Origin of the sequence: Enterococcus sp. DIV0167 (assembly GCF_050541555.1) — a bacterium.
Taxonomy (GTDB): Bacteria; Bacillota; Bacilli; order Lactobacillales; family Enterococcaceae; genus Enterococcus; species Enterococcus faecalis.
In genome coordinates this window covers 485,055-505,962 of record NZ_CP172933.1, presented here as the reverse complement: position 1 = coordinate 505,962, position 20,908 = coordinate 485,055, and the positions used below count along the sequence as shown (strand labels likewise).

The 20,908-nt window shown below is 36.5% G+C and carries 20 protein-coding genes; 1 reads left to right on the top strand and 19 read right to left on the bottom strand.

Translation table 11 applies throughout. The features are described from left to right. Positions 1-4: 4 nt before the first annotated feature. From IGM09_RS02510 to IGM09_RS02445, 14 genes are all read right to left on the bottom strand, one after another. Positions 5-1,909, bottom strand: coding sequence for a heavy metal translocating P-type ATPase (locus tag IGM09_RS02510; RefSeq protein ID WP_010775630.1), 1,905 nt, complete (start codon positions 1,907-1,909; stop codon positions 5-7). Between the two features lie 109 nt (positions 1,910-2,018). Continuing rightward, positions 2,019-3,467, bottom strand: coding sequence for a helix-turn-helix domain-containing protein (locus IGM09_RS02505; RefSeq protein ID WP_002358731.1), 1,449 nt, complete (start codon positions 3,465-3,467; stop codon positions 2,019-2,021). 3 nt (positions 3,468-3,470) lie between these two features. Further along, complete coding sequence (locus tag IGM09_RS02500; protein WP_010775629.1) at positions 3,471-3,920, bottom strand: hypothetical protein; 450 nt, start codon at positions 3,918-3,920, stop codon at positions 3,471-3,473. Positions 3,921-4,121: 201 nt separating this feature from the next. Further along, complete coding sequence (locus IGM09_RS02495; RefSeq protein ID WP_033624837.1) at positions 4,122-5,216, bottom strand: DUF916 and DUF3324 domain-containing protein; 1,095 nt, start codon at positions 5,214-5,216, stop codon at positions 4,122-4,124. Between the two features lie 74 nt (positions 5,217-5,290). Beyond that, a complete protein-coding gene (locus IGM09_RS02490) occupies positions 5,291-6,031 on the bottom strand; it encodes a WxL domain-containing protein (protein WP_002375974.1) in 741 nt (246 codons plus the stop codon). A gap of 22 nt (positions 6,032-6,053) precedes the next feature. Next, complete coding sequence (locus IGM09_RS02485) at positions 6,054-8,153, bottom strand: lectin-like domain-containing protein (RefSeq protein ID WP_033624836.1); 2,100 nt, start codon at positions 8,151-8,153, stop codon at positions 6,054-6,056. Between the two features lie 19 nt (positions 8,154-8,172). Then, complete coding sequence (locus tag IGM09_RS02480) at positions 8,173-8,952, bottom strand: WxL domain-containing protein (RefSeq protein ID WP_002355607.1); 780 nt, start codon at positions 8,950-8,952, stop codon at positions 8,173-8,175. A 16-nt stretch (positions 8,953-8,968) separates the two neighbouring features. Beyond that, the gene (locus IGM09_RS02475; RefSeq protein WP_010713875.1) at positions 8,969-9,700 is read right to left on the bottom strand and encodes a WxL domain-containing protein; all 732 of its coding nucleotides are present in this window, start codon (positions 9,698-9,700) and stop codon (positions 8,969-8,971) included. Next, complete coding sequence (locus tag IGM09_RS02470) at positions 9,700-10,083, bottom strand: LPXTG cell wall anchor domain-containing protein (RefSeq protein ID WP_033624835.1); 384 nt, start codon at positions 10,081-10,083, stop codon at positions 9,700-9,702. Before IGM09_RS02470 ends, IGM09_RS02475 begins: the two co-directional genes overlap by 1 nt. 178 nt (positions 10,084-10,261) lie before the next feature. Next, the gene (locus IGM09_RS02465) at positions 10,262-11,212 is read right to left on the bottom strand and encodes a rhodanese-related sulfurtransferase (protein WP_002358723.1); all 951 of its coding nucleotides are present in this window, start codon (positions 11,210-11,212) and stop codon (positions 10,262-10,264) included. Between the two features lie 153 nt (positions 11,213-11,365). Next, a complete protein-coding gene (locus IGM09_RS02460) occupies positions 11,366-12,076 on the bottom strand; it encodes a DUF1003 domain-containing protein (protein ID WP_010713876.1) in 711 nt (236 codons plus the stop codon). Positions 12,077-12,175: 99 nt separating this feature from the next. After that, positions 12,176-13,342 carry a serine hydrolase domain-containing protein gene (locus tag IGM09_RS02455; RefSeq protein ID WP_002398113.1) on the bottom strand — a complete coding sequence of 389 codons (1,167 nt, stop codon included), beginning with the start codon at positions 13,340-13,342 and terminating at the stop codon, positions 12,176-12,178. Between the two features lie 152 nt (positions 13,343-13,494). Then, entirely contained in the window at positions 13,495-13,875 is a 381-nt protein-coding gene (locus tag IGM09_RS02450; RefSeq protein WP_002358720.1) for a VOC family protein, read from the bottom strand. Positions 13,876-14,007: 132 nt separating this feature from the next. After that, positions 14,008-15,399 carry an L-cystine transporter gene (locus IGM09_RS02445; RefSeq protein WP_002355598.1) on the bottom strand — a complete coding sequence of 464 codons (1,392 nt, stop codon included), beginning with the start codon at positions 15,397-15,399 and terminating at the stop codon, positions 14,008-14,010. A 297-nt stretch (positions 15,400-15,696) separates the two neighbouring features. On the opposite strand from IGM09_RS02445, the gene IGM09_RS02440 reads away from it, so the two are divergent. Beyond that, positions 15,697-16,032, top strand: coding sequence for a hypothetical protein (locus IGM09_RS02440; RefSeq protein WP_002366186.1), 336 nt, complete (start codon positions 15,697-15,699; stop codon positions 16,030-16,032). A gap of 46 nt (positions 16,033-16,078) precedes the next feature. Here IGM09_RS02440 and IGM09_RS02435 read toward each other — a convergent pair whose 3' ends face one another. The 5 genes from IGM09_RS02435 to IGM09_RS02415 all read right to left on the bottom strand — a co-directional run bounded on the left by IGM09_RS02435 (position 16,079) and on the right by IGM09_RS02415 (position 20,853). Further along, positions 16,079-16,465, bottom strand: a complete 387-nt coding sequence (locus IGM09_RS02435; protein WP_002358717.1) for a DUF1149 family protein — start codon at positions 16,463-16,465, stop codon at positions 16,079-16,081. A 112-nt stretch (positions 16,466-16,577) separates the two neighbouring features. Then, a complete protein-coding gene (locus IGM09_RS02430) occupies positions 16,578-17,009 on the bottom strand; it encodes a hypothetical protein (RefSeq protein WP_033624834.1) in 432 nt (143 codons plus the stop codon). Positions 17,010-17,358: 349 nt separating this feature from the next. After that, complete coding sequence (locus IGM09_RS02425; RefSeq protein ID WP_002355594.1) at positions 17,359-18,003, bottom strand: deoxynucleoside kinase; 645 nt, start codon at positions 18,001-18,003, stop codon at positions 17,359-17,361. 8 nt (positions 18,004-18,011) lie between these two features. Then, the gene (gene pnuC / locus IGM09_RS02420) at positions 18,012-18,710 is read right to left on the bottom strand and encodes a nicotinamide riboside transporter PnuC (RefSeq protein WP_002408018.1); all 699 of its coding nucleotides are present in this window, start codon (positions 18,708-18,710) and stop codon (positions 18,012-18,014) included. Between the two features lie 556 nt (positions 18,711-19,266). Further along, positions 19,267-20,853 carry an amidase family protein gene (locus tag IGM09_RS02415; protein ID WP_033624833.1) on the bottom strand — a complete coding sequence of 529 codons (1,587 nt, stop codon included), beginning with the start codon at positions 20,851-20,853 and terminating at the stop codon, positions 19,267-19,269. Positions 20,854-20,908: the final 55 nt, after the last annotated feature.

Here is a 20,908-nt window from a genome sequence, read left to right as displayed (position 1 = left end):
TGACTTATTTTGTATTAACTAATAAACGCAAGCCATTAAAAATGACCACTAAGGTACTTCCTTCATGAATAAGTACGCTAAATGCGATATTCGCAATACCTAAAAAGTTCAAGATAATTAACGTTGCTACCACTAACATTGAAAAAATAATATTTTGCTGCACAATTTTATTCAAGCGTTTTGAGACACGGTGAGCATAGCCTAATTTAGAAAGATCATTTTTCATCACTACCACGTCTGCAACATCGATAGCAATGTCTGTACCATCCCCCATCGCCACTCCGATGTCAGCATTCACTAAAGCGGGCGCATCGTTAATGCCATCACCAACCATCCCTGTCATTCCTACTTCGCGTTTTAATTGATCAACAATCGCTGATTTTTCCTCAGGTAAAACATTAGCAAAAACTTGGTCCACGCCTACTAAGCGACCAACTGCTTCACCAGTAAGTTTTGCATCTCCTGTAATCATTGTTGTTTCAATATTTTGTGACTTGAAATAGTGAATGGCGTTCATTGCTTCTTCATTAGGAACATCCATCAATGCCACTAAACCAATCACTTGTTCATTTTCGGCAAAGTACACTACCGTTTTGCCTTCACTCGCTAATTTCGTTGTTTGTTTCTCAATGATTGTTGGTACTTGTTCGAAACTAGATGGTTTACCAATTCTAAAAGTTGTGTCTGCAATGGTCGTTACTAAACCCACCCCGACAATATTTTCTACTTCTAAATTTAAAGCCGTTGTTTCTGCTTCAAAGCGATTAACAATCGCCGTCGCCAATGGATGATTGGATTTTTTCTCCATATTTGTTAAAACAGCTACTAATTCGTCTTGGCGAGCTTCTAAGCCATCAACAAAAAGATAATCTGTGACCTCAGGTTTGCCTTTTGTTAGTGTGCCTGTTTTATCAAAAGCGAGTGCTTTCACTTCAGCTAAATTTGATAAGAATGAGCCACCTTTAAACAAAACGCCTTGTTTCGCTAAATTGGAAATTCCTGATAAAGTTGCCGGAACGGCACTCGCTGCTAAAGCACAAGGGGAGGCAGCAATTAAGAAGACCAAGCCTCTGTAAAAACTTTCAGCCCAAGTCAATTGGAAAAGTAATGCGCCACCTAAAACAATTAGTGGAAAAACTGCTAAAACTAGTGTGACATATTTTGGTTCAAATCGTTTAATTTTGCTTGCAATTTCCGATTGATTTTCTTGTGATTGGTTCACGAGCTGTACGATTTTCGCAAAAACTGTTTCTGAACTATCTTTCGTTACTTCAACAACAATTGTGCCTGAACCGTTCATGGTACTACCAAAAACTGGGTCCCCACTATTTTTTTCTTTGGGAATACTTTCCCCATTAATAGATGATTCATCCACAGCGGTACTTCCTTCAATCACGACGCCATCTGTCGGAATTTGCGCACCATTGAGGACTTGCACGCGGTCACCAATCTTCAATTGTTCAACTGACACAGTTTGAATTGAGCCGTCGTCTGTTATCAGGCGAGCTTCTGTTGGATTTAAATTTAATAGTTTTGTAATTTCACGTTGACTTTTGCCTTGGGCATAATCTTCAAGGAAATGCGCCGCCGCAAAAATCAAAATCAACAATGCTGATTCTTCAAAACTTCCCATTAATGCTGAACCAACTGCAGCTAAGGTCATTAACAAATGAATATTAGGCGAAAACTTTCGATTGTTTTTCGTATCCCGATACGTATCTCCAAAGCCTTCCCCAATAATATGATAACCAGCTAAAATAGCAGCTAATGAGAAAAGAATATTTTTCATTAAGAGCATGTTCCCTAAAAATAAACCGATAAAGAAAAGAGCCAATCCTGTAAAAAAGAGAATAACTGGAACGTTTTTACCTTTTTCTTCATGTGTGTGTGCACCTGTTTGTTTTGACATTGTTATGCGCCTCCTCATTAATGTTTTTCTATTCATATGAATGTATATTCATATTATAAAACACTTGGGTGGTTTTGTAAAGACTTAAACACAAAGACAAGCGATGATTCTATTCAATAGGATCACCGCTTGTCTTTGTCGATTCTTTTTGTTGTTGATATTTTTCTTCTTGAATAGTCAATAATGATTGCGTTAAATTGACCCAATCAATCGAACGAGGTGGATCCAGCCAAACCATAACTTTACTCTGTTCTTCTTGATACAAGTTATTTAAATTGGTAATCACCACATCTGGTAAGGTATCTGATAACGGGTCAATAATTTCTACATTCAAATTCACATAGACGGATAAATTTTTTTTGATGAATTGGTTATACTCTTTTCCATAAGAAAAATCAATTAGGACCTTGGCTGGCTCTGCAATTAAATGAACCGGAACATGATTAATTAGCAACAATAGATAGTTAAAAAACAAACAGTGATTGGCTTTCGCAATTTTTTTATGTTTTGCTGTTAACCAACGAATATATTCAATTAAATAAAAATAAAATTCCGGATATGTTTGCTTAAAAAACTGTAAATCCATTTCAAAATCGTCAAACATATTAATCGGAAAGTAAATAACATTGAAATGAATAATTGCTAACCCTTCTTCTAGAGTATTCCTTGTTGACTCCTCTAAACAATTAAATGCTTTTTCAAAACTTCCAATGAAAACACGAGTTAGGCTTTCAATCGTAGGATCTTCGTGAATGACATATTTTTTCTCTAGTTTGCCATGCAAATATAAGAAAAAAACAATCGTATACGTTAATGATTTTGAGGCCAATGCCCATGCCACTTGCGATTTTTTTATTAGTTCCTCTGAAAATGTATTCAGTGCACGCGTATCGATCCCTTCCACCGCACGTCCTTCGTTGTTAATCATAATAGCTAAATAATGGAAAAAATTGCGTCGCTCATAGGTGGTGAAAGTATAGTTTAACTCAACAGACTGTAATACACGTTTCGCTTCATTATAAACTTTTACCGAATATAGTTCGGAAATTGGTTGATTGGAAAGCGTGAACAATTTATACAAAAAAAATGAAATTGCTTTTTGATTGCCGACAATTTCCCGCTTACTAAAATAGATCTGATACTCCTTTAAGGCTTTTTTTAGCCGCTGTAAGGTACTATACGCCACAGAGGTGCTGACATGATTACATTCAGCAAACTTTGTCAAACTATAATTCCCTCTAAAGTAAGACAACACTAATTTAAAAGAGAGCGATTCTGTTAAGTATTTCGTGAGCAAAAGTTTACTTGAATAGTTTCCATCAATTTCAAGTGTAACATCTACATCAGAAACGACTAAAGTTAAGCTGTCGCTTAACTTTAGATTGTCAATATCTGCTTTTAATTTTTCTAATGTTTTTTTGACTAAAAAATTCGACATTGATAATTCTTCGCGAAGTGCAATAAAAGTACCTGATAGCGTGGGACTTTCTTCTAAATGCCTTAGCAAGGAATAACTTCGTTGATCTTCTTTATTTAAAAAAATTTCATAATTCATCATTTATCAGTTCTTTCTCCCATAAATAGCCGTTCCTACTAATTCCCGTATGAAATTCAAGTAAAAAGTGTTTTGCCCCTCCGTTCCAGCACCGCCTGTGCTATTTGGTACAATGGTGATATGGCTAGCATCAAATAATTCATCCGTGAAAAATACTTGATGCTGACTTTTCTTGGAAGAAGGCCTTTCTTCATTTGTTTTTGGATTATTGGTTGTCACTTCTTTTTTACTAACGTCTTCGCTACTTTCTTCCGCTTGCGTTTCGCTAGTAATAGTACTTTCATTTGTTTCTTCCATTTTTTCTGGTGTGCCAGTATTCTCAATCGGATAAATTTCTTCTGTTGGATTGGTCGGATTATAAATTGGATTCCGTTCTTCTGCTGCTTGCACAGTGGTTACTTGAAAAAACGAGAGTAACAATGTACTCCATAATAGTAAATGTTTGTATTTATCCATTTTTCTCACATATATTGCCAAATACTTTAGCTACATAACAAAACAAAAAATATAACTAGTAAAGTGGTATCAGACGATATTTAACAATACTCCTTCTTATTATTTCTTTTTTTGAGTTAGGTTTGTTGAATAAACTGCATGTTTGATAAGCAAAAACAAACAAAAACGTTGCCGATAATCAAATCAAAAATTAACTACTCTTTATATTTCTCTTTCGTTTTTTTCCTGTTTCTTTTTTCGCCAAATCAACCAGGCAATGATTAAAATCACTATCAATAATAGTAGTAAGCCAATCAGCAAATATAAATTTGAATGATTTTCTTTTAAGGTCACATCTTTTTCATTTAATTCTTTGGCAACTTCGCCATTAATTGTAAAGTCTTTTTCAAATTGCCATTGATTTCTAAAAGATATCGATTCATTGTTTATTGATTTTTTAAATGAGCCTGCAGCATCTTTATTCCCAACAACGGTCATAGACAAATGATAATCTCCTGGCTTAAGCGGTTGCCCTTTTAGCGCAATGGGAACAGAAAAATTGGTATTTGGTGCAATTTGCATGTTTGCTTTTTCCTCTTTATATAAAACTTCTTCATGCCCCTTTTTGGTAATCTCTGCCGAAAAGGCAACTTGGTTAATATATGTTTTTTGATCATTTTGTAGATTGACTAAAATCACATTTCTAGCATTAATCTGTCCTGGTGAGACTTTTTTCAAAAGTAAATTTGGCTCAACCTTTTTTTTGTTTTGTTGCATCAATAATGCGACGACATACGAATACTCATTTTTAATGGATAACCCCTGACTTTTATCGTCTTGACGTTTGCCTTCATCCGACATTTCTTCTTTAAAAGTGATACCACTAGCTAACACTCCATCAAAGGGTGTATTAGGCATTTTGACGTTAATAGAAACCGTTTGTTCACTTTTCGGTTTTAAACGAACTGAGCTAGGGTATTGAACATAGTCTTTTATATCAAACGCTAAACTTTGATCTTTTTTTCCCTTATTTTCACCATACTCCACGATTACATTTGAATTGGTAATGGCACTATTGATGGAAATACCTACCTTTACTTCTTTATCTGTATCATTGCGTAAGTTCACTTTCAACTCAGTTTCTTCATTTGGTTCTAGTAATAAATCAAAGTAAGTTTTTTCTTTATCTACTTGTTTTTCTGATGGAATAGGCGTAACCGCAAAATTAAATTCACTGGCAAAACCATTGCTAGGTACTAACGCTAAAAGAATTAGTAGTATCGGAAAAAAAAGAAATCGTTGTTTTTTTCTGTTCAAATTATTTACTCCTTTTCTATATGTAGTGAATAGCAGGTAACCATGTTCCCCGCTATTCTTCTTTTAAAACTCGTTTAATTTCCTGGAGCGTCTGTCAACGTCCATGTTAATTTTGTGGCGTATTTTTCAGCGTATTTGGTTGTAGAACCTGGAACAGTTAACTCAATACTTTTAGCAGCTGTAGTTGCATCGGTTCCCCAATCAAATAAATAAGTTCCTGCACCGTTTCCTTTCGCTGCACTCATTACATCTGATTGACTACCATCTGAATTTAGCGTGATTGTGGCTGGGCCTGTTGGTTTGCCTGAATCTGAAGCAGTCACTACATTTCCGTTTTTAAACGTGATAGCTGCCCCAGTCAATTCTTTACCAGAAGTTGATTTAAATTGTCCTTCTTGTTTCACTTTTAATGACCAGCCAGCTTCGGTTCCACGGTTATCTGTTACTTGGACATAGTTAGGCCCTTCTTTGACTTCATCGGTTGCGCCTACCGTCTTGTATTTTTGGGTAGCAGCAAAATAAGTCTGATCCTTCGACGTGATTTTTTGAACACCGAAGTCTAGACTTGACGCATAATCAATTGACAACGGACCGTTTGTTCCTGGATTAGGACCTTCAGGATCTGTTGGGTCAATAGGATCAACTGGATTAGTTGGATCCGTTGGGTCAACCGGATTAGTTGGATCTTCACTTGGTGTAAATTCTACGATACCATTAGATGTATAACTACCGCCATCTTCTGCAAAGGCTTGAGAAGTCATGCCTAAGCTCCCTAAAATAAATGTGGATAAACATACTGTTGTTACTTTTTTCATTTTCTTTTCTCCATTCTTTTCTTTAATTTCCTGGTACGTCTTCTAACGCCCAAGATAAACGAGCTTTAAATGTTCCAACTCTTTGATAAGCTACAGGAACATTGATTTGAATTCCTTGTTGTTTTGATTCATCAAGTAATGCTGTTAAATCTGTTTCACCTTTCTGATTACTTTCTAAAAGCGTAATTGCCTCATTTGTAATCTGAGAGCTTCCAGCAGTTGAAACGAAAGAAAAAACATCTGGCATTACAATTGAATCATTTGTTAACGGTTGCGTTTGCTTTAGTTGCAAGCGCCAATTATTTGCGTTACGTTCATCCACGACTTTGAGTCCTTCGGTGGGATGCCCAAGTTTAATTAGTGGTTGATTACGTATCTTTTCCGTACCAAAAGTAATCTGTTTTGGTGCCTCTTTAAAATATAGTTCCCCTAAACGATAGTAAAAATAAATATCTTTTGTTTCCTCTGTCATTGTTCCTTCCGCATTGCCTGAGTCTTTTGTAAAAACATAGCCAGAAATATCTAGGGGTTTTTCTTGATAGGGTGCACCAATTTTCCCTGTTACACTTTTAGGTGGAGCAATATCTTTACCTTCCGCGTCTTTATAAAAAACGGTTACTGTTTTTTCTGTTGGTTTAGGAATAGTAATCGTTACATTATTTGACTTTTGCAGTAAGGTTCCTTCTTCATAATAGTCAAAGTTCATAGTTAAAACTTTTTCGGGCGTATTATCTTGAAGGGTTGTTTTTAATTCAATCATCATGTCCTTCTTTAAAACTAGGTAGTCATTTAAAGCAACTGTTAAGTGATTCCCTGTTTGTGTCAGATCTTTGGCTGCTACCTTTTTACCATCAATCGTTAATGAATTTTCTTCATATGCTAATTCATCAGGTAAGTCAATGCTTACTTGCGGTTGACGATCTTCGATAAAGTCATTGTCAATATTCAATGTATTCCGTAGTATCACCTGATCATTTTTCACTGCTTCAACAGCTGAGCTAAACTCCTGACCGTTCACGCTAAGGGCTGCTTGTGACGTAACGTTGGTAGGAATTTGTGTCATTGCTAAAGCATTCTCTTGGTATTTGCCACCTGTGGAAGATGTAAAGCCCCAATAAACCGTTGTTGCGCCAAATTGTGCATTTAAATCTGAAACTACATACGTATTCGTGCCCACACCTTCTAAATCATATGTTAATGCTTTGGCTGCGGCATTCCAATGAACAGTCAACATGCGCCAGGTTCCATTAGATAGATAGGTTGGCGCAACGGTGACGCCTGAATGCTCCCCTGTATAGCTGTTGTTATTAGCTTTCGGAGTGACAAAAGCTAAATGCCCATTTCCCTTATCTTGTGAAATTTCTCGGTCCATTCGGTTGGAACTACCAGTATTTTTATAGGTATCAAACTCAATCGATAAGGCATTTCTAACATAAGGTTGACCAGCTTTCGTGGAGTATGCACCGATTCCCATCCCAGGTGAACCAATGACTTCTTGAGGCGTTGTGGACATTCTAGGATCATTCGTTAAGGTAAAGGTCATACCATCACCAGCATTTGCATACTCGTTTCCTAAATACAAATAACTTTTAAAGGTAAAATCCGACAATAAACTGATTGGTTTTTTTGACCAAATAGCGCCTTTTTGTGATTTAACAGCTGGGTTTAGTTGTAATAACTTCCCACCTTCTAAAATACTTGTTGCATTTCCAATTGGCTCTTGAAACACCTTGTCGATTGGAATGATATTAGGATCATCCGGCAATGAAGTAGCGTATGGCGCAGCCAACATGCGCGGCTGTGGTTCAACTATCGCCGATTCCGTTGCACTGTTATCGTCATCCTTTTGTTGTTCGCTAGGTTCTAAAGTAGCCGTTGATTGGTCTGTTTCTGCTGGATGATTATCGGTTGTTGTTGTCGTTTCTAGGGAAGGTTCTTGCTCTAATGTTTCCGAGTGAGAAGGAGCGCTAGTTGCCTGATCATTGGCCGATTCCTCCACTATTTCCCGATTGACTTCGTTGATATTTGTCGAAGGATTACTAATCGCTTCGCTAGTAATAGGCGCAAGGAGTAGTAAGAATAAACTACTTGCCAAAAAGACTAGGCTTTGTTTGTTTCGCATCTCTCTTCACCTCTACTTTTTAAATTCCTGGTACATCCGTCAACGTCCACAATAATTTTGTTTGATATTTCACGGCATCTTTAGGGGTTGACCCTGGTACTGATAGCGCAACATCTTTTGTAACATTAACATTGTGTACCGTATTGGTTTCATCGCGTTCTGCAACCACTTCTACTTTGCCCCAATAAGTAGCCCAAGTTCCTGCACCGGTTCCTTGCTTCGCAGCTGCCACTAGCGATGCGGTCCCTGGAACAAGGGCAATCTTATTTGTTGCCTCTGGTTTCACAACATTTTGCGCATTACTATTAACAGTCGGGTTAGCTAAAGAAATTTGCGCACCTGTCAACTGACTATTTAAAGTCGCCTTTGTTGCTTTAAATTGCTCCTTTTGCGTAACCGTTAAAGACCAACCACTATTGGTTCCTCTATTATCAGAAATTTGCACAAAATTTGGTGTTTCTTTTTGATTTTCTTGATATTGCTGTGCTCTTGCAAAATATACTTGGTCTTTATTCGAAATACGATTTTTCCCAAAGTCAAAACTTGAAGCATAATCAATAGACAGTGGTCCTTGGGTACCAGGATTGGGACCTTCTGGGTCTGTTGGATCAATTGGTTTGACTGGCTTTTCTGGATCGGGATTTTCTGGATCAACCGGCTCTGTCGGATCTACGTTCGGAATAAATTCTACTAAACCATTCGAACGATACTCTTTTGGCTCCTCTGCCTTCGCTTGTAAGGACCAACCAGCAACTGCAAATGTACTGCATAGAACGATTCCTGTGAATTGTTTTTTCATTGCTTTTCTCCTTTATTTAATTATTAACGGGAGTATCTTCTAATGCCCAAACTAACTTCGTTGAATATTGTTGTGCAAGCTTTACAGATTTTCCGGGAACGAATAATTGGACAGCTTCTTTATTTGTTGCTTCATTTGAACCAAAGCGATAAACCCAAGTCCCAACACCTGTTTCTTTTTTAGCGTTCATCGCTAGATTATTATTTACACCAGGTGTTAAGGAAATAGTACTACTGACTTCAGTAGGTTTATATTTTTCATCCACCATTGAGGCAGCTTCTGCCTTTGTAAACGTTAATTGAGCGCCGACTAGTTCCTCTCCAGTAGCTGTTTTAAATTGTTCAGGTTGGGAAAGCGTTAGTTTCCATCCTGCTAACGTTCCTCTTTTATCAGTTACTTGTACATAGGTTGGTTTTTTTGAACCATCTTTCATTTCATCTGGCGCAGCATAATACGTTTGATCTGCCGTAGAAATCTTTTGTGTACCAAATTTAAATTTTGACCCATAATCAATTGATAAGGCACCACCCGTTCCTGGCCCTGGAGGATCAATTGGGTCTACTGGATCAGTAGGATCGGGATTTTCTGGATCAACTGGCGGTGTGATTTCGTTATCGCCTGCTTCAAAAGTAATTGTGCCTTCCGTATTGTATTCTTTCGGAAAAGTTTCTGCTGCTGATGCGTTTATTGCTTGAAACCCTACGCCTAAAAGTATGGTTGCCGATGTAAGTAAAACAGTTTTTTTCATTAAATAAGCTCCTTCTCTCGTTTCATTTTATTAATTAAATAAATGACTCCCCCCAACAAATTAACTCCTATCAAGGAATACAGCGGATTTTCAGACTCGCCTGTTTTAGGTAAAACTGCTTGTCCAGAAGCAGTTAAATTGTTTCTTCCCTGTTCTTCTGATTGTTGGGTATCCGCTATGTCATTTGACTCTTTTTCATTCTCATAAACGTAGGTGCCATAGAAGCTTGCTTGACCATTTGATTCATAATTATTTTCTTCAGCCATAACGCTTTTTGTTTGCAACCCAATGATCAATAGCCCTAAACATACCAAACTAAACCTTTTTATGATTTTCATCTGAATTCCTCCTTCCCCATTTTCAACATTGACTGGCCCAGCCAATAAACATTATATAAAAGAAATATTTATTAGATTTTTTTATTTTTTTCAGACGCTTTTAAAAAATAAAATGGTTTCAGCTAAGAAAGCTTTAAAATCAACACTTTTAAAGACAAAAAAATAAACAAAAAAACTTCAAAAAATAATTTTCGAAGTTTTTTTGTTTATTTTTTTATTATTTTTATACTTCAACCGCTTCTAACAAAGCTAAACGTTCAGCAACTTCTGCTTCTGTTAAATTATATTTTTTTACATAACGGTTGGCAGGATGCTGGCTACATTCTAATGAGCAGCCGCCTAAATGTTTATGTTCATTTTCTTCTGAAGTTAAGATTTGACGATTACATTCTGGGTTTGCACAGTTAATGTAGCGTTCGCAAGGTGTCCCATCAAACCAGTCTTTCCCAATAACTTTTTTATCAACATGATTAATTTCGACACTGATTCGGTCATCAAAGACATACATTTTGCCGTCCCAAAGTTCGCCACGTGTTTCTGGATTTTTTCCATAGTTGGCGATACCACCATGCAATTGAGCAACATCTTCAAATCCTTCTTTTAATAACCAGCCAGAAAATTTTTCACAGCGAATCCCGCCAGTACAATAGGTAACAATTTTTTTATCCATAAATTGTTCTTTGTTCTCGCGAATCCATTGTGGTAACTCACGGAAGCTACGGATATCTGGGCGCACGGCACCACGGAAATGACCTAAATCATATTCATAATCGTTACGAGCATCGATTACAACAGTGTCTTCGTCTAGTAAGGCTTCTTTAAATTCTGCAGGTTCCAAATATTTCCCCGTCGTTTCTAATGGATCAACGTCTTCTTCTAAGTTCAACGCCACTAATTCAGAACGTGGGCGAACAAACATTTTGCGGAACGCCATTTCTTCTGCTGGATCAATTTTAAAGAATGTATCCTTAAAGCGCTCATCTGCTTGCATTGCTTCCATGTACTTTTCTGTTTCTTCGACAGTACCAGATAACGTTCCGTTAATCCCTTCTGTCGCTACTAAAATACGGCCTTTTAAATTTAATGATTTGCAAAAAGCTAGATGCTCTTTCGCAAAAGCTTCTGGATCTTCAATTGTTGTATATTTGTAATAAAGTAATACTTGGTATTTCATCTTGTTTTCCCCTTTTGTATAAAGTCATTCTATCCCATTATACGGTGAATAAAAAAGGGAAAGCGATTATTTTGCTTGTGTATTTACACACAATAAAAAAGTAGCTCGTTGTTGCGTAATAATTATTACGCAACAACGAGCTACTTTTTTATACTACTCCTTTTCAGAAGTCGCGGCGAGTTGTTCTTGCAATTCACCTAAAAGTTCAATTTGAATATTTTGGATTTTTACCAAATTTTCTAGTTGATTATTGATAATATAATCCATTTTCTCATGTAATAAATTAATTTCTACTTCTGCTTTTAAGTTAATTTTATAATCATTATTCGCTTGTTCTCTATCACGGGCTTCTTGTCTGTTTTGACTCATCATAATAATCGGTGCTTGGATAGCTGCTAAACAAGATAAGGCGAGATTTAGCAAAATATAAGGATATTTGTCAAATGGTTGTCCCAATAAAGTGGTAGAGTTAATCACGATCCAAGCAATCAACACGAAGCAAAAGAAGCCAATAAACACCCAGCTACCGCCAAATTTAGCAATGGTATCCGCTGCTCGTTGGCCAAAGGTTAATTTCTTTTCCATCTTTTCATTCATATTATTGGAAATCAGCTTATCTTCTTTGATATGTTGAACCACCAATTCATTCAGTTGTTGGATTTTTTCAGAATCATTTGCGACCAATTGTTTCATGTAATCCAAACGATAATTAAGTAACTCCGCCAATGTAATCATCGATTCAGCTGTCAATTGTGGATTGTTTTGGAGAATAAAAGCTTGCGTTTCCTGTTCTATATCTTGAAGATAAATGTTTTTTTTCGTTGATTCACCAATAACAACTTGTTTATTTTTTGATCGCTTCATCTTCGTCACTCCCTTTGATTGTTTTTCCCTTTATTTTAATATAAAGTCTCTCAGAAGAAACCTAAAAAGGCTTTGGGAGTGATCGTTGTTGCTTCTGCTTTAAAATTTAACAGTTAAATTGGTTACATCATGGAACAACGAACCAATTAATTCTTTGTATTTCGCTGGATTCACACAATTAGTTAGCAATATGACCCCGGTTTTCATATCTTTTGAAAATAAAACCAGGGCTTGTTGACCCGCTTCAACGCCGTGTAAGCGTAAATAATTATCATGAACATAGATGCCGCCATGATAAGAACTTTGCTGAGAAGACGTCCATAATTTTTGCAAAAGTGCGGTGGAAACTAAGTGTCCACTCATTAATTGATGTAAGTACCAATACAAATCACCTGTCGTCATATCCACATTCCCAGTCCCAAATTCATGGGCAAAACTAGCTGCGGGAATTGAGAGCACTTGATTATACGAATTGTCTTCTGTCCATTTATAACTTGTTGAATTATTGGGTTGTTCCAATAAGGTTTCATAGAAGCCAAAATTCTTTAAACCAGCCGTTTTGTGATAAAGATTATTAAATAATTCTTGATAGGTACGTTGATACATTTTCTCTAACATTCCTGCTAAAAGGACAAAATTTACTGGGGAATAATTGTATTTTCCTTTATTGACTTGAATGGTATTTTGTTTAACAAATTGAATAATTTCTTCATCGGTAACGATATTATTAGGCATTGCTGATAACTTTAAACCGCTTGTCATATTCAACATATCGCTAATCGTAATGTCCTCAGCACCTTGTACTTGCGGATAAAACGTAGCGAGTTTTGTATCTAATGTAAGTTTACCTTCTTCAATCGCTTTTAAGATCAAGGTTGTGGTAAAAGATTTTTGAATTGAGCCAATCTGAAACCTTGTGTTTGGCGTATTGGCTTGTTGCTTTTCAAAATTGGCAAAGCCATATCCTTTATTTACTAAAACCTGATCATCTTTAATGATCAAAGCCGAACCAATATAATTTGTTTCTTGAATTTTTTGATCAAGTTCGCCACTATCTGGTGCAACTATTTCTTTCGTTAAATTCGCATAATTATCACTTCGGCGATCTTCTTCCAAGACCACTTTCGATTCTTGACTAACTTGTGAATCTCTAGTGAAAAAGAACGTTTTTATTAAATAACCACTACCACCAATCACCACCAACAAACATACTATAAAAAGCCAATTCACTCCTCCATGTCTTTTCTTTGCATGTCGTTTACGCATACCGCTTACCTCCGCCTATTCTATTAACAGCATTATCATACGCTATATTTTCATGAAAATTACAGATTTTAGTAAAATTTATAAAACTTTCAACTTTTATAAAAAACAGCTTGGCACCAGAATCTAGATTGATTCTGGTGCCAAGCTGTTTTTTATTTACTTTCTTGCCCCATCACAGCAAAGTAATTATCATCGTTATCTGCAAAATTAAAAACTAAGCCTGTTGGCAATTGAACCATTTCACCAACAGTAACCCCAGCCTCTTGCATTTTTTTATAGAGACCAATGATATCATCGCTAGCAAACATTAGAGAAGGGGTATTCCCCGCCACTTCTGGTGAATGCTTTTGAATAAAGGCCAAATCATATAAAACAATAATCGCTTCTGCTGATTCACTTGGTGCAATTTCTACCACCAATGTGCCGTCAACTTCCTCTCTTTCCTTTTCAACAAAGCCAAACGTTTGCCAAAATTGACTAGATTCCTCAACATTATTCACATATAACATAATCTTTACTTGGTTTGAAAACATTCCTTCACGTCCTTTTGAATTTAGTTAACAACTTATTATATACGTTCTTTTAAATAATTACTGCACTTTCGCTTAAAATCCAAAAAAAGTGTTTGAGCAAGACATTGCTCAAACACTTTTCGTTTTATTGATTTAGATATTTGCATCTAAGACAACGTCGCGATCATTTAAGACATCACGATCTAACTCATGAATACGAGCACTTGTTAACACACCTGCAACCATACTATCGTTAACGTTAACAGCTGTCCGCGCCATGTCAATAAGTGGTTCAACCGAAATTACCAAACCAACAATTGCAACTGGCAAGTTCATTGCGCCTAAAACGATTAGAGAAGCAAAGGTTGCTCCGCCGCCGACACCGGCTACGCCAAATGAACTGATTGTGACAACTGCTACTAACATTAAAATAAATTGTAAACTAAAGACATCAATTCCAACAGTTGGTGCAACGATGGTTGCTAACATAGCTGGATAAACGCCGGCACAACCATTTTGTCCAATAGATAAACCGAAACTACCAGCAAAGTTTGCTGTGGCATCATCGACACCTAGTGCTTTGGTTTGTGTTTCAATATTTAATGGTAAAGCTCCTGCACTTGAACGAGAAGTAAAAGCAAAGCTCAAGACTGGAAAAACTTTTTTTAGATACGTAACTGGATTGACTTTTAAAGTAATTAAAATCAACATATGAATGGCAAAAACAATAATTAAGGCCACATACGATGCCAACACAAATTTACCTAAGTTAATAATCGCAACAAAATCACTTGTTGCTACAACATTAATCATTAACGCTAACACGCCATAAGGGGTTAAGCGTAAAACTAAGGTAACAATTCGCATGGTAATTTTATATAAACTATCAATTAAATTTGCAAAAAATTCAGCTTCTTTTGGCGCTTTACGACGAACGCCTAAATAAGCGACACCAACAAACGCAGCAAAGATTACCACCCCAATGGTACTCATTGGTCGTGTTCCCGCAAAGTCAGCAAAGACATTTTTAGGAATAAATGAAACGATTTGTTGGGGAATTGTCAAATCTTGAATCGCATCTTGACGCGTCGCTAACTCGGCAATTCTTGACGTTTCTGCAGCACCTTGCGTGAATTTTGCCCCTTGAAGGCCAAACGCTAAGGTTGTTCCAATCCCCACCAAGGCAGCTACTGCTGTTGTTCCTAGTAAGGTGGCTAACACATTAAAGCTAATTTTTCCTAATTTATTGGATTCTTTCATTTTTGTAAATGCACCTACGATAGATACAAATACTAACGGAATTACGAGCATTTGTAGAAACGCTACATAACCATTACCTACAATTCCGATCCATTCCATTGATTGCGTAGTAATTTTACTGTCTGTACCAAAAGCAAATTGAATAATTGCACCTAAAACAATCCCCACGCCCAATGCTGAAAAGACACGTGTTGAGAATTTTAAATGTTTCTTTTGCATTTGGTAGAAACCGAATAACACAGCAATAAATGCAAGGATCACTAATACAGTGATGAATGTTGTCATTTTAGTTCCTCCCTATGTTTTTAATGACAAGTACATCAAAGGAAGTAAAGGTTCCCGGTACTCACTCTCCAGTAAATACCCTGAAAACAGCAGACTGTTTCCAGTGATAGTTCTATTGTACCTTATTTTATAGCAAATAGTGGGATAATTTGCTTACTTTTTGATAGAAAATAACCGTTGCGATAGTTTAAAACTATCACCAAGCGTTGTTTTACTAGTCACTGTAAAAATAATTTGTTTTTTGTCCTCTTTCTTTTAAGCTGACGTGGTATACTTAGTTCTAGGAGGTGTAAGCGTATGCAAAAAATTTGTTGGATCCTTTCTGTCAACCGTGATGGAGCGACGTTATTCGTGGGAAGCCCTGCAAATGCGGGTCCTTGGCTCTTTTCAAATAAAGAGCAGCAAAACATCAAAGCCTTTTTTCAACCAACCTATGAAATTGACTTTATCAGTTATGATGTTCTTTCAGAGGAAGTACCAGAAGCTGCGTTCATTTTGTACAATGAAATGCTCGCTCCCTATCTTCCCGAAAAAATAACCAAAGTTGGTCAGCCGATTGCTTATGTAGATATCGCTACAAAAAATTATGAACAGTTTAAAAAAGCTTTGGTTGCTAAATCTTCACAAGAATAAAAACAGCGTTTGTAACGGAATCCGTTACAAACGCTGTTTTTAAAGGTTAAGCTTCTTCTGATTGTTGAAAATTCAATTGAACACCTGGACGATCCAGAGCAATTTCAGTTACTTCATAAGATAAACGTTCGACGATGCTAAATAAAGGACGCACAAGTTCATCGACTTCTTCTTGCGAAATATCTTCTTGTTTTTCAATTTTACGATCAATAATGTGATTAATTTGACTAATCGCCCCTGATAAAACAAATTCGTCAAAGACAATTCGAAATTCTAAGCGAGCAACAAGTGCTGAGCTATTTTCTGGATAATTTTCTTCTTCTACTTCAATTGGTGAAAAACTGACACGTAAATCTGTCTCTACTTCTGAATCAGGTACTCGCATATCATAGTGATACGCTTCAACAATTTCTTGTTGGCGTTTAATTTCCATTGTTTTTTCTCTCCTTTTTTAACAAGATATTCCCCTTTTAGAATATCCAATGGTTTCTTTTCTCAAGTATACCACAAGTCCAAAAGTTGCCTAGACCAAAAAACACAGAAGATCAGACTTTTTTGATAAATTGATTTTGGCATTTTGAACAAGTGACTTTGATTGTTCCTCGTCCTTTCGGCGCACGTAATGACTGCTGACATTTTGGACATTTAAAATAACGATATCCTTTCTGAGTCATGTGTCGCTTGCGAAAAGCATGAACCTTTTGCATTAGGCGTTGTTTTCGAAGAATAAACCGTTGATTTTCATTCAATCGCGGGTGAATATGTTTTGAAAAAAAGCGATAATACACGTAGGCGACTGTGATTAAAATCAATAATCGAACCCAAAGATAGCCAGTAAAAATATTGATGAGCGCCAGCACGACACTTGTTAGCAACAGCGTTCGATTCAATTCATCGAACCGGGCATAACGTCCTTGTAAAAATCGTTGCGCTTTTTTGCGCCAACGTAGAATGCGTTCAAACCAAATTTGGCTCATTTATCTTCCTTCTTTCGAGCATTATTTTTTGAATAAATGATTGATTTACAGAAACTTTCAATCAAAATTTACACTTACTAAGTCCAAATTTTGAACAACTGTCGGTTATTTTCGATGGTATACTTCTAGAGAAGTCAGGTCAACCGATGAATGACTTCGTTGATAATAGCTACCGCTATTTTATACAAACTTAAACTGTCGATAGATAGATTATCCGATTTTAACTTAGGGGAAGGTTAAAATCCGATTCTATAATTTAGCACTACACTCCTTTATTTAGTAGCAACTTTAGCCTATCTATCCACATTTTAAGTCAAAAAGAAGCAAGTCCGGACTTGCTTCTTTTTATTTATCTTTCTAATTCTTCAATTTTCTTCTCAATTAATGCCAAGACATATTGACACGCTTCAGGATCTTCGACAAAATCATATTTATCGCCATCAATTTGAATTTTAGGACTTTCATCATAGTCTTCGTACCATTGATCATAACGCTCGTTCAACATTTGATAGTAATCATACAACGTTGGATCTGTCTCAATTTGTTCATAAGGACGGCCACGTTTTTTGATGCGTTCTAACATTTTGGGAAATGAAATACGAATGTGAACTAACAAATCAGGTCTTTTTTTATGCGCAGCATAAGGCAATTCTTGGAGCATGTTTTGTAATAAGTCATCGTACACTTTGACCTCTGTTTCGTTGGCACGACCTAAATCTGCATTTAAATGAAAAAGTAATGAATCTTCATAAATCGAGCGATCCAATACATTATTTTCATGCGTTAATGCTTGTTTAATACTATCAAAACGTTTATTTAAAAAATAAATTTGTAATAAAAATGCGTACTTTTCCGGTTCCGCATAAAATAAAGGTAATACCTCATTATCATCAACTGATTCGTAAAAGGCTTCTGAACCTAAACGGTTTGCAATTAAAGCTGTTAAACTAGATTTACCAGCGCCAATCGTACCTGCTAAAACAATCACTGCCATCGAACTCCCTACCTATTTTTTTCCATTTTATTTTTTATCTTCAACCAATTAAACATACCAAAAATTGAGTTAAAAGTATACATACAATACATAACAAATATCGCATAATCACCACCAGCGTGCGTCCCTGCTCGGAACCATAACAAAATTGAAAAAATATTTCCTAGTAGCCAAAACACGAATTGCGATTGATAACGTTTAATCATCAATAACATCCCTGTCGCTGAAACACTGAACGTGATTGCATCTAATGTTTGTTGCGCATCATTTACAAAACCTAACAAAATATATGCAGCTACGCCAATGAGCAGCCACGTGAAAAAGGCATACAACCACTGAATACCTTTTAAAACTTTTACGTCGGTTACTTGACCCGAGCCATCCTCGCTAGCCCGAAGCCAAGCATAAAGCCCTGTAATGTCCATAATAATATAGAAGCTTTGTAAAAGAACTTCGGCATATACCCGTGTCACTAACCCAAAATAGCCAATAATCACTGCACTGATTAACCCAAAAATGTAATTGCTGACTTTTCCTTGGGCAATTAAATTCACACAAATGATGCCGGCTAAACCACCTACTAACGTAATCCAATTCGATGGATTGATAGCAAATGCAATCAACTGTACCCCCACCATCAAAGCTAAAAACAAGTAACTTCTCGTTTCCCAACCTTTAAAATCATTCACCAAAAAATTCTTATTCACAACAAATTTCCGACCTTCCTAAAACCAAACTTTTATCTGTTGACGTCTCAATAAGAGTACTCCGTTTTAAAAAACAAGTCAATCAGATTTCGGAATAAAAAGAAGATTTTAATACTATATATTGATTAGTAAAATAATAAAATACTACATATAGTTATTTCGCAAGCTTTCTGATATCCTTTATTGCCACAATATTTTCTTCATCTTGCTTTAATCTTCTATGTATTCATGGATTTGTTTCCATCTAATGATTCCTGCGGCAGAACCCTTTACGACGGTAGCGCTCCAAATTAATGTTGCGAAAGCGGAAGCAACCACACATATTCATGCTTCAAACACAGCCATCGTTCACTCTTTTTATTGAAATGCTTAAAAATTGATGGCCTTATTTCTCGAATCTGGCCACTTATTAACTTATTACATGAAAACATTCGCCTAAAAAAGCAAAAAAAAAACGACTAACCTAAATAATCGACCTACAAACAATTCCTTTCATTTGTAGGTCGATTATCTTTATTAGGTTTGATACGGATGTTTCGCCATTCCTAGTTTCCCTTTACTGCTCATCACTACTTATTTTTTTACTGTTTGCCAATAGCTCGTTGTCTGAAAGCACTATCCGTCCTTTGGTACTTTGTTCAAAGCTGTAAGCTTGCTCAAATAACGTTTGCTCTTTATTGGCAGTTTGTGTAAAAGTCAGCCCATAAGGTTGTCCTTCACTGTTTTTCGCCAAAGGAACAGTCAATTCAGGATATTCTGCCACAGCACTTAAACCCGTACCTTCAGAATCAATAAAGGCATATCCGTCTAATTGTTGTTTTTTTAGCAACGCATCAAACGTTTGCTGTGCTTTTTTAATGGTTGTTTGAATGATTTCTTTATCTAGTTGTTTCTTTTTAACATCTGCTTCTAATAAATCTTGCCCATACTTGGCACGAACCTTTTTATCTTGTTGATTATACGCAATTAGTTCCTCCAGTGTTTTAAATGGTAAGTCATACCGTTTCGCAAATTCTTCCAATGCAAACTTAAATTCATTGGAAATAACTTTCCCGCCATCAATCCCTTCCATGTCTGGTGTTACCGGAATCACTTCTGCTCCAGCTTTTTGGAGGGCCTTTTTAGCAGCCGTAAATTCTTCTTCAGCACTTGGCATTTCTAGCAACCCAATGCGTTGACCTTGTAAGTTATTTTTAGTAAATTTCGTTGAATCAATCCTCGGAACCGTGTCTTTCTTAAACGCATTATAGCCTTGCGCAGCATCAACGACACTTCGGGCAATCGGGCCAACTGTATCTAATGACGGTGCCAATGGCAAAACACCTTCGCCACTTACTGAACTGTGGGTCGGTTTAAAACCAACCACTGATTGATGAGAAGCGGGGGAAACAATCGATCCCATCGTCTCAGTGCCTAAAGAGAAGGCGCCGATATTCATCGTCACACTGGCCGCACTCCCAGAACTTGAACCTGAAGGTGTTATTTTGAGTGGCCCATAAGGATTAAGTGTTTGTCCATGTTTGGAACTATAGCCACTTGGTGCTTTCATTGACATATAATTCGCTAGTTCAGATAAGTTTACTTTTCCTAAAATCAAAGCTTGCGCCTCTGTTAACTTCTTAACTACTTCCGCATCTTCCTTAGGCTTGAACGTACGTAAGGCATAAGCTCCTGCACTTGAAATCATGTTGGTCGTATTTATATTTTCTTTCAAAGTCACAGGAATACCATACAAAGGCTTCTTCGGTGTTTGAGAGGTTTGCTGGTCAAATGCCTTTGCTTCCTTAATTGCTTGCGGATTGATTTCAGAGATGCTGTTCATACCATTATCTATTTGATCGAACTGTAAAATACGGTCCAAATAAAACGCCGTAAGTTCTTCATAGGTCAATGTTCCGTTGGCAATCGCTTGCTGTAATTCAGTGATATTTTTTTCAATAATCAACGGTGCTTTGGTACGAGCTTTTTGTACATCTGTTTCTTTTAATTGGTCTTCAATCGTTTTAACGATTCTCTCTTGATTGTACATTGCTGGGGTTTCTGCCTCAGGAGTGAACTTTTTGAGTATAAACCAATACGCTGCAGCGCCTATTATGACTAACAAAACAGCAATTATTCCGATTACTTTAAAAAATTTAGACATTTTTATCCTCCTATACCATTTAAAGATTATCTTACTATGTTTATTTTTGCATGAC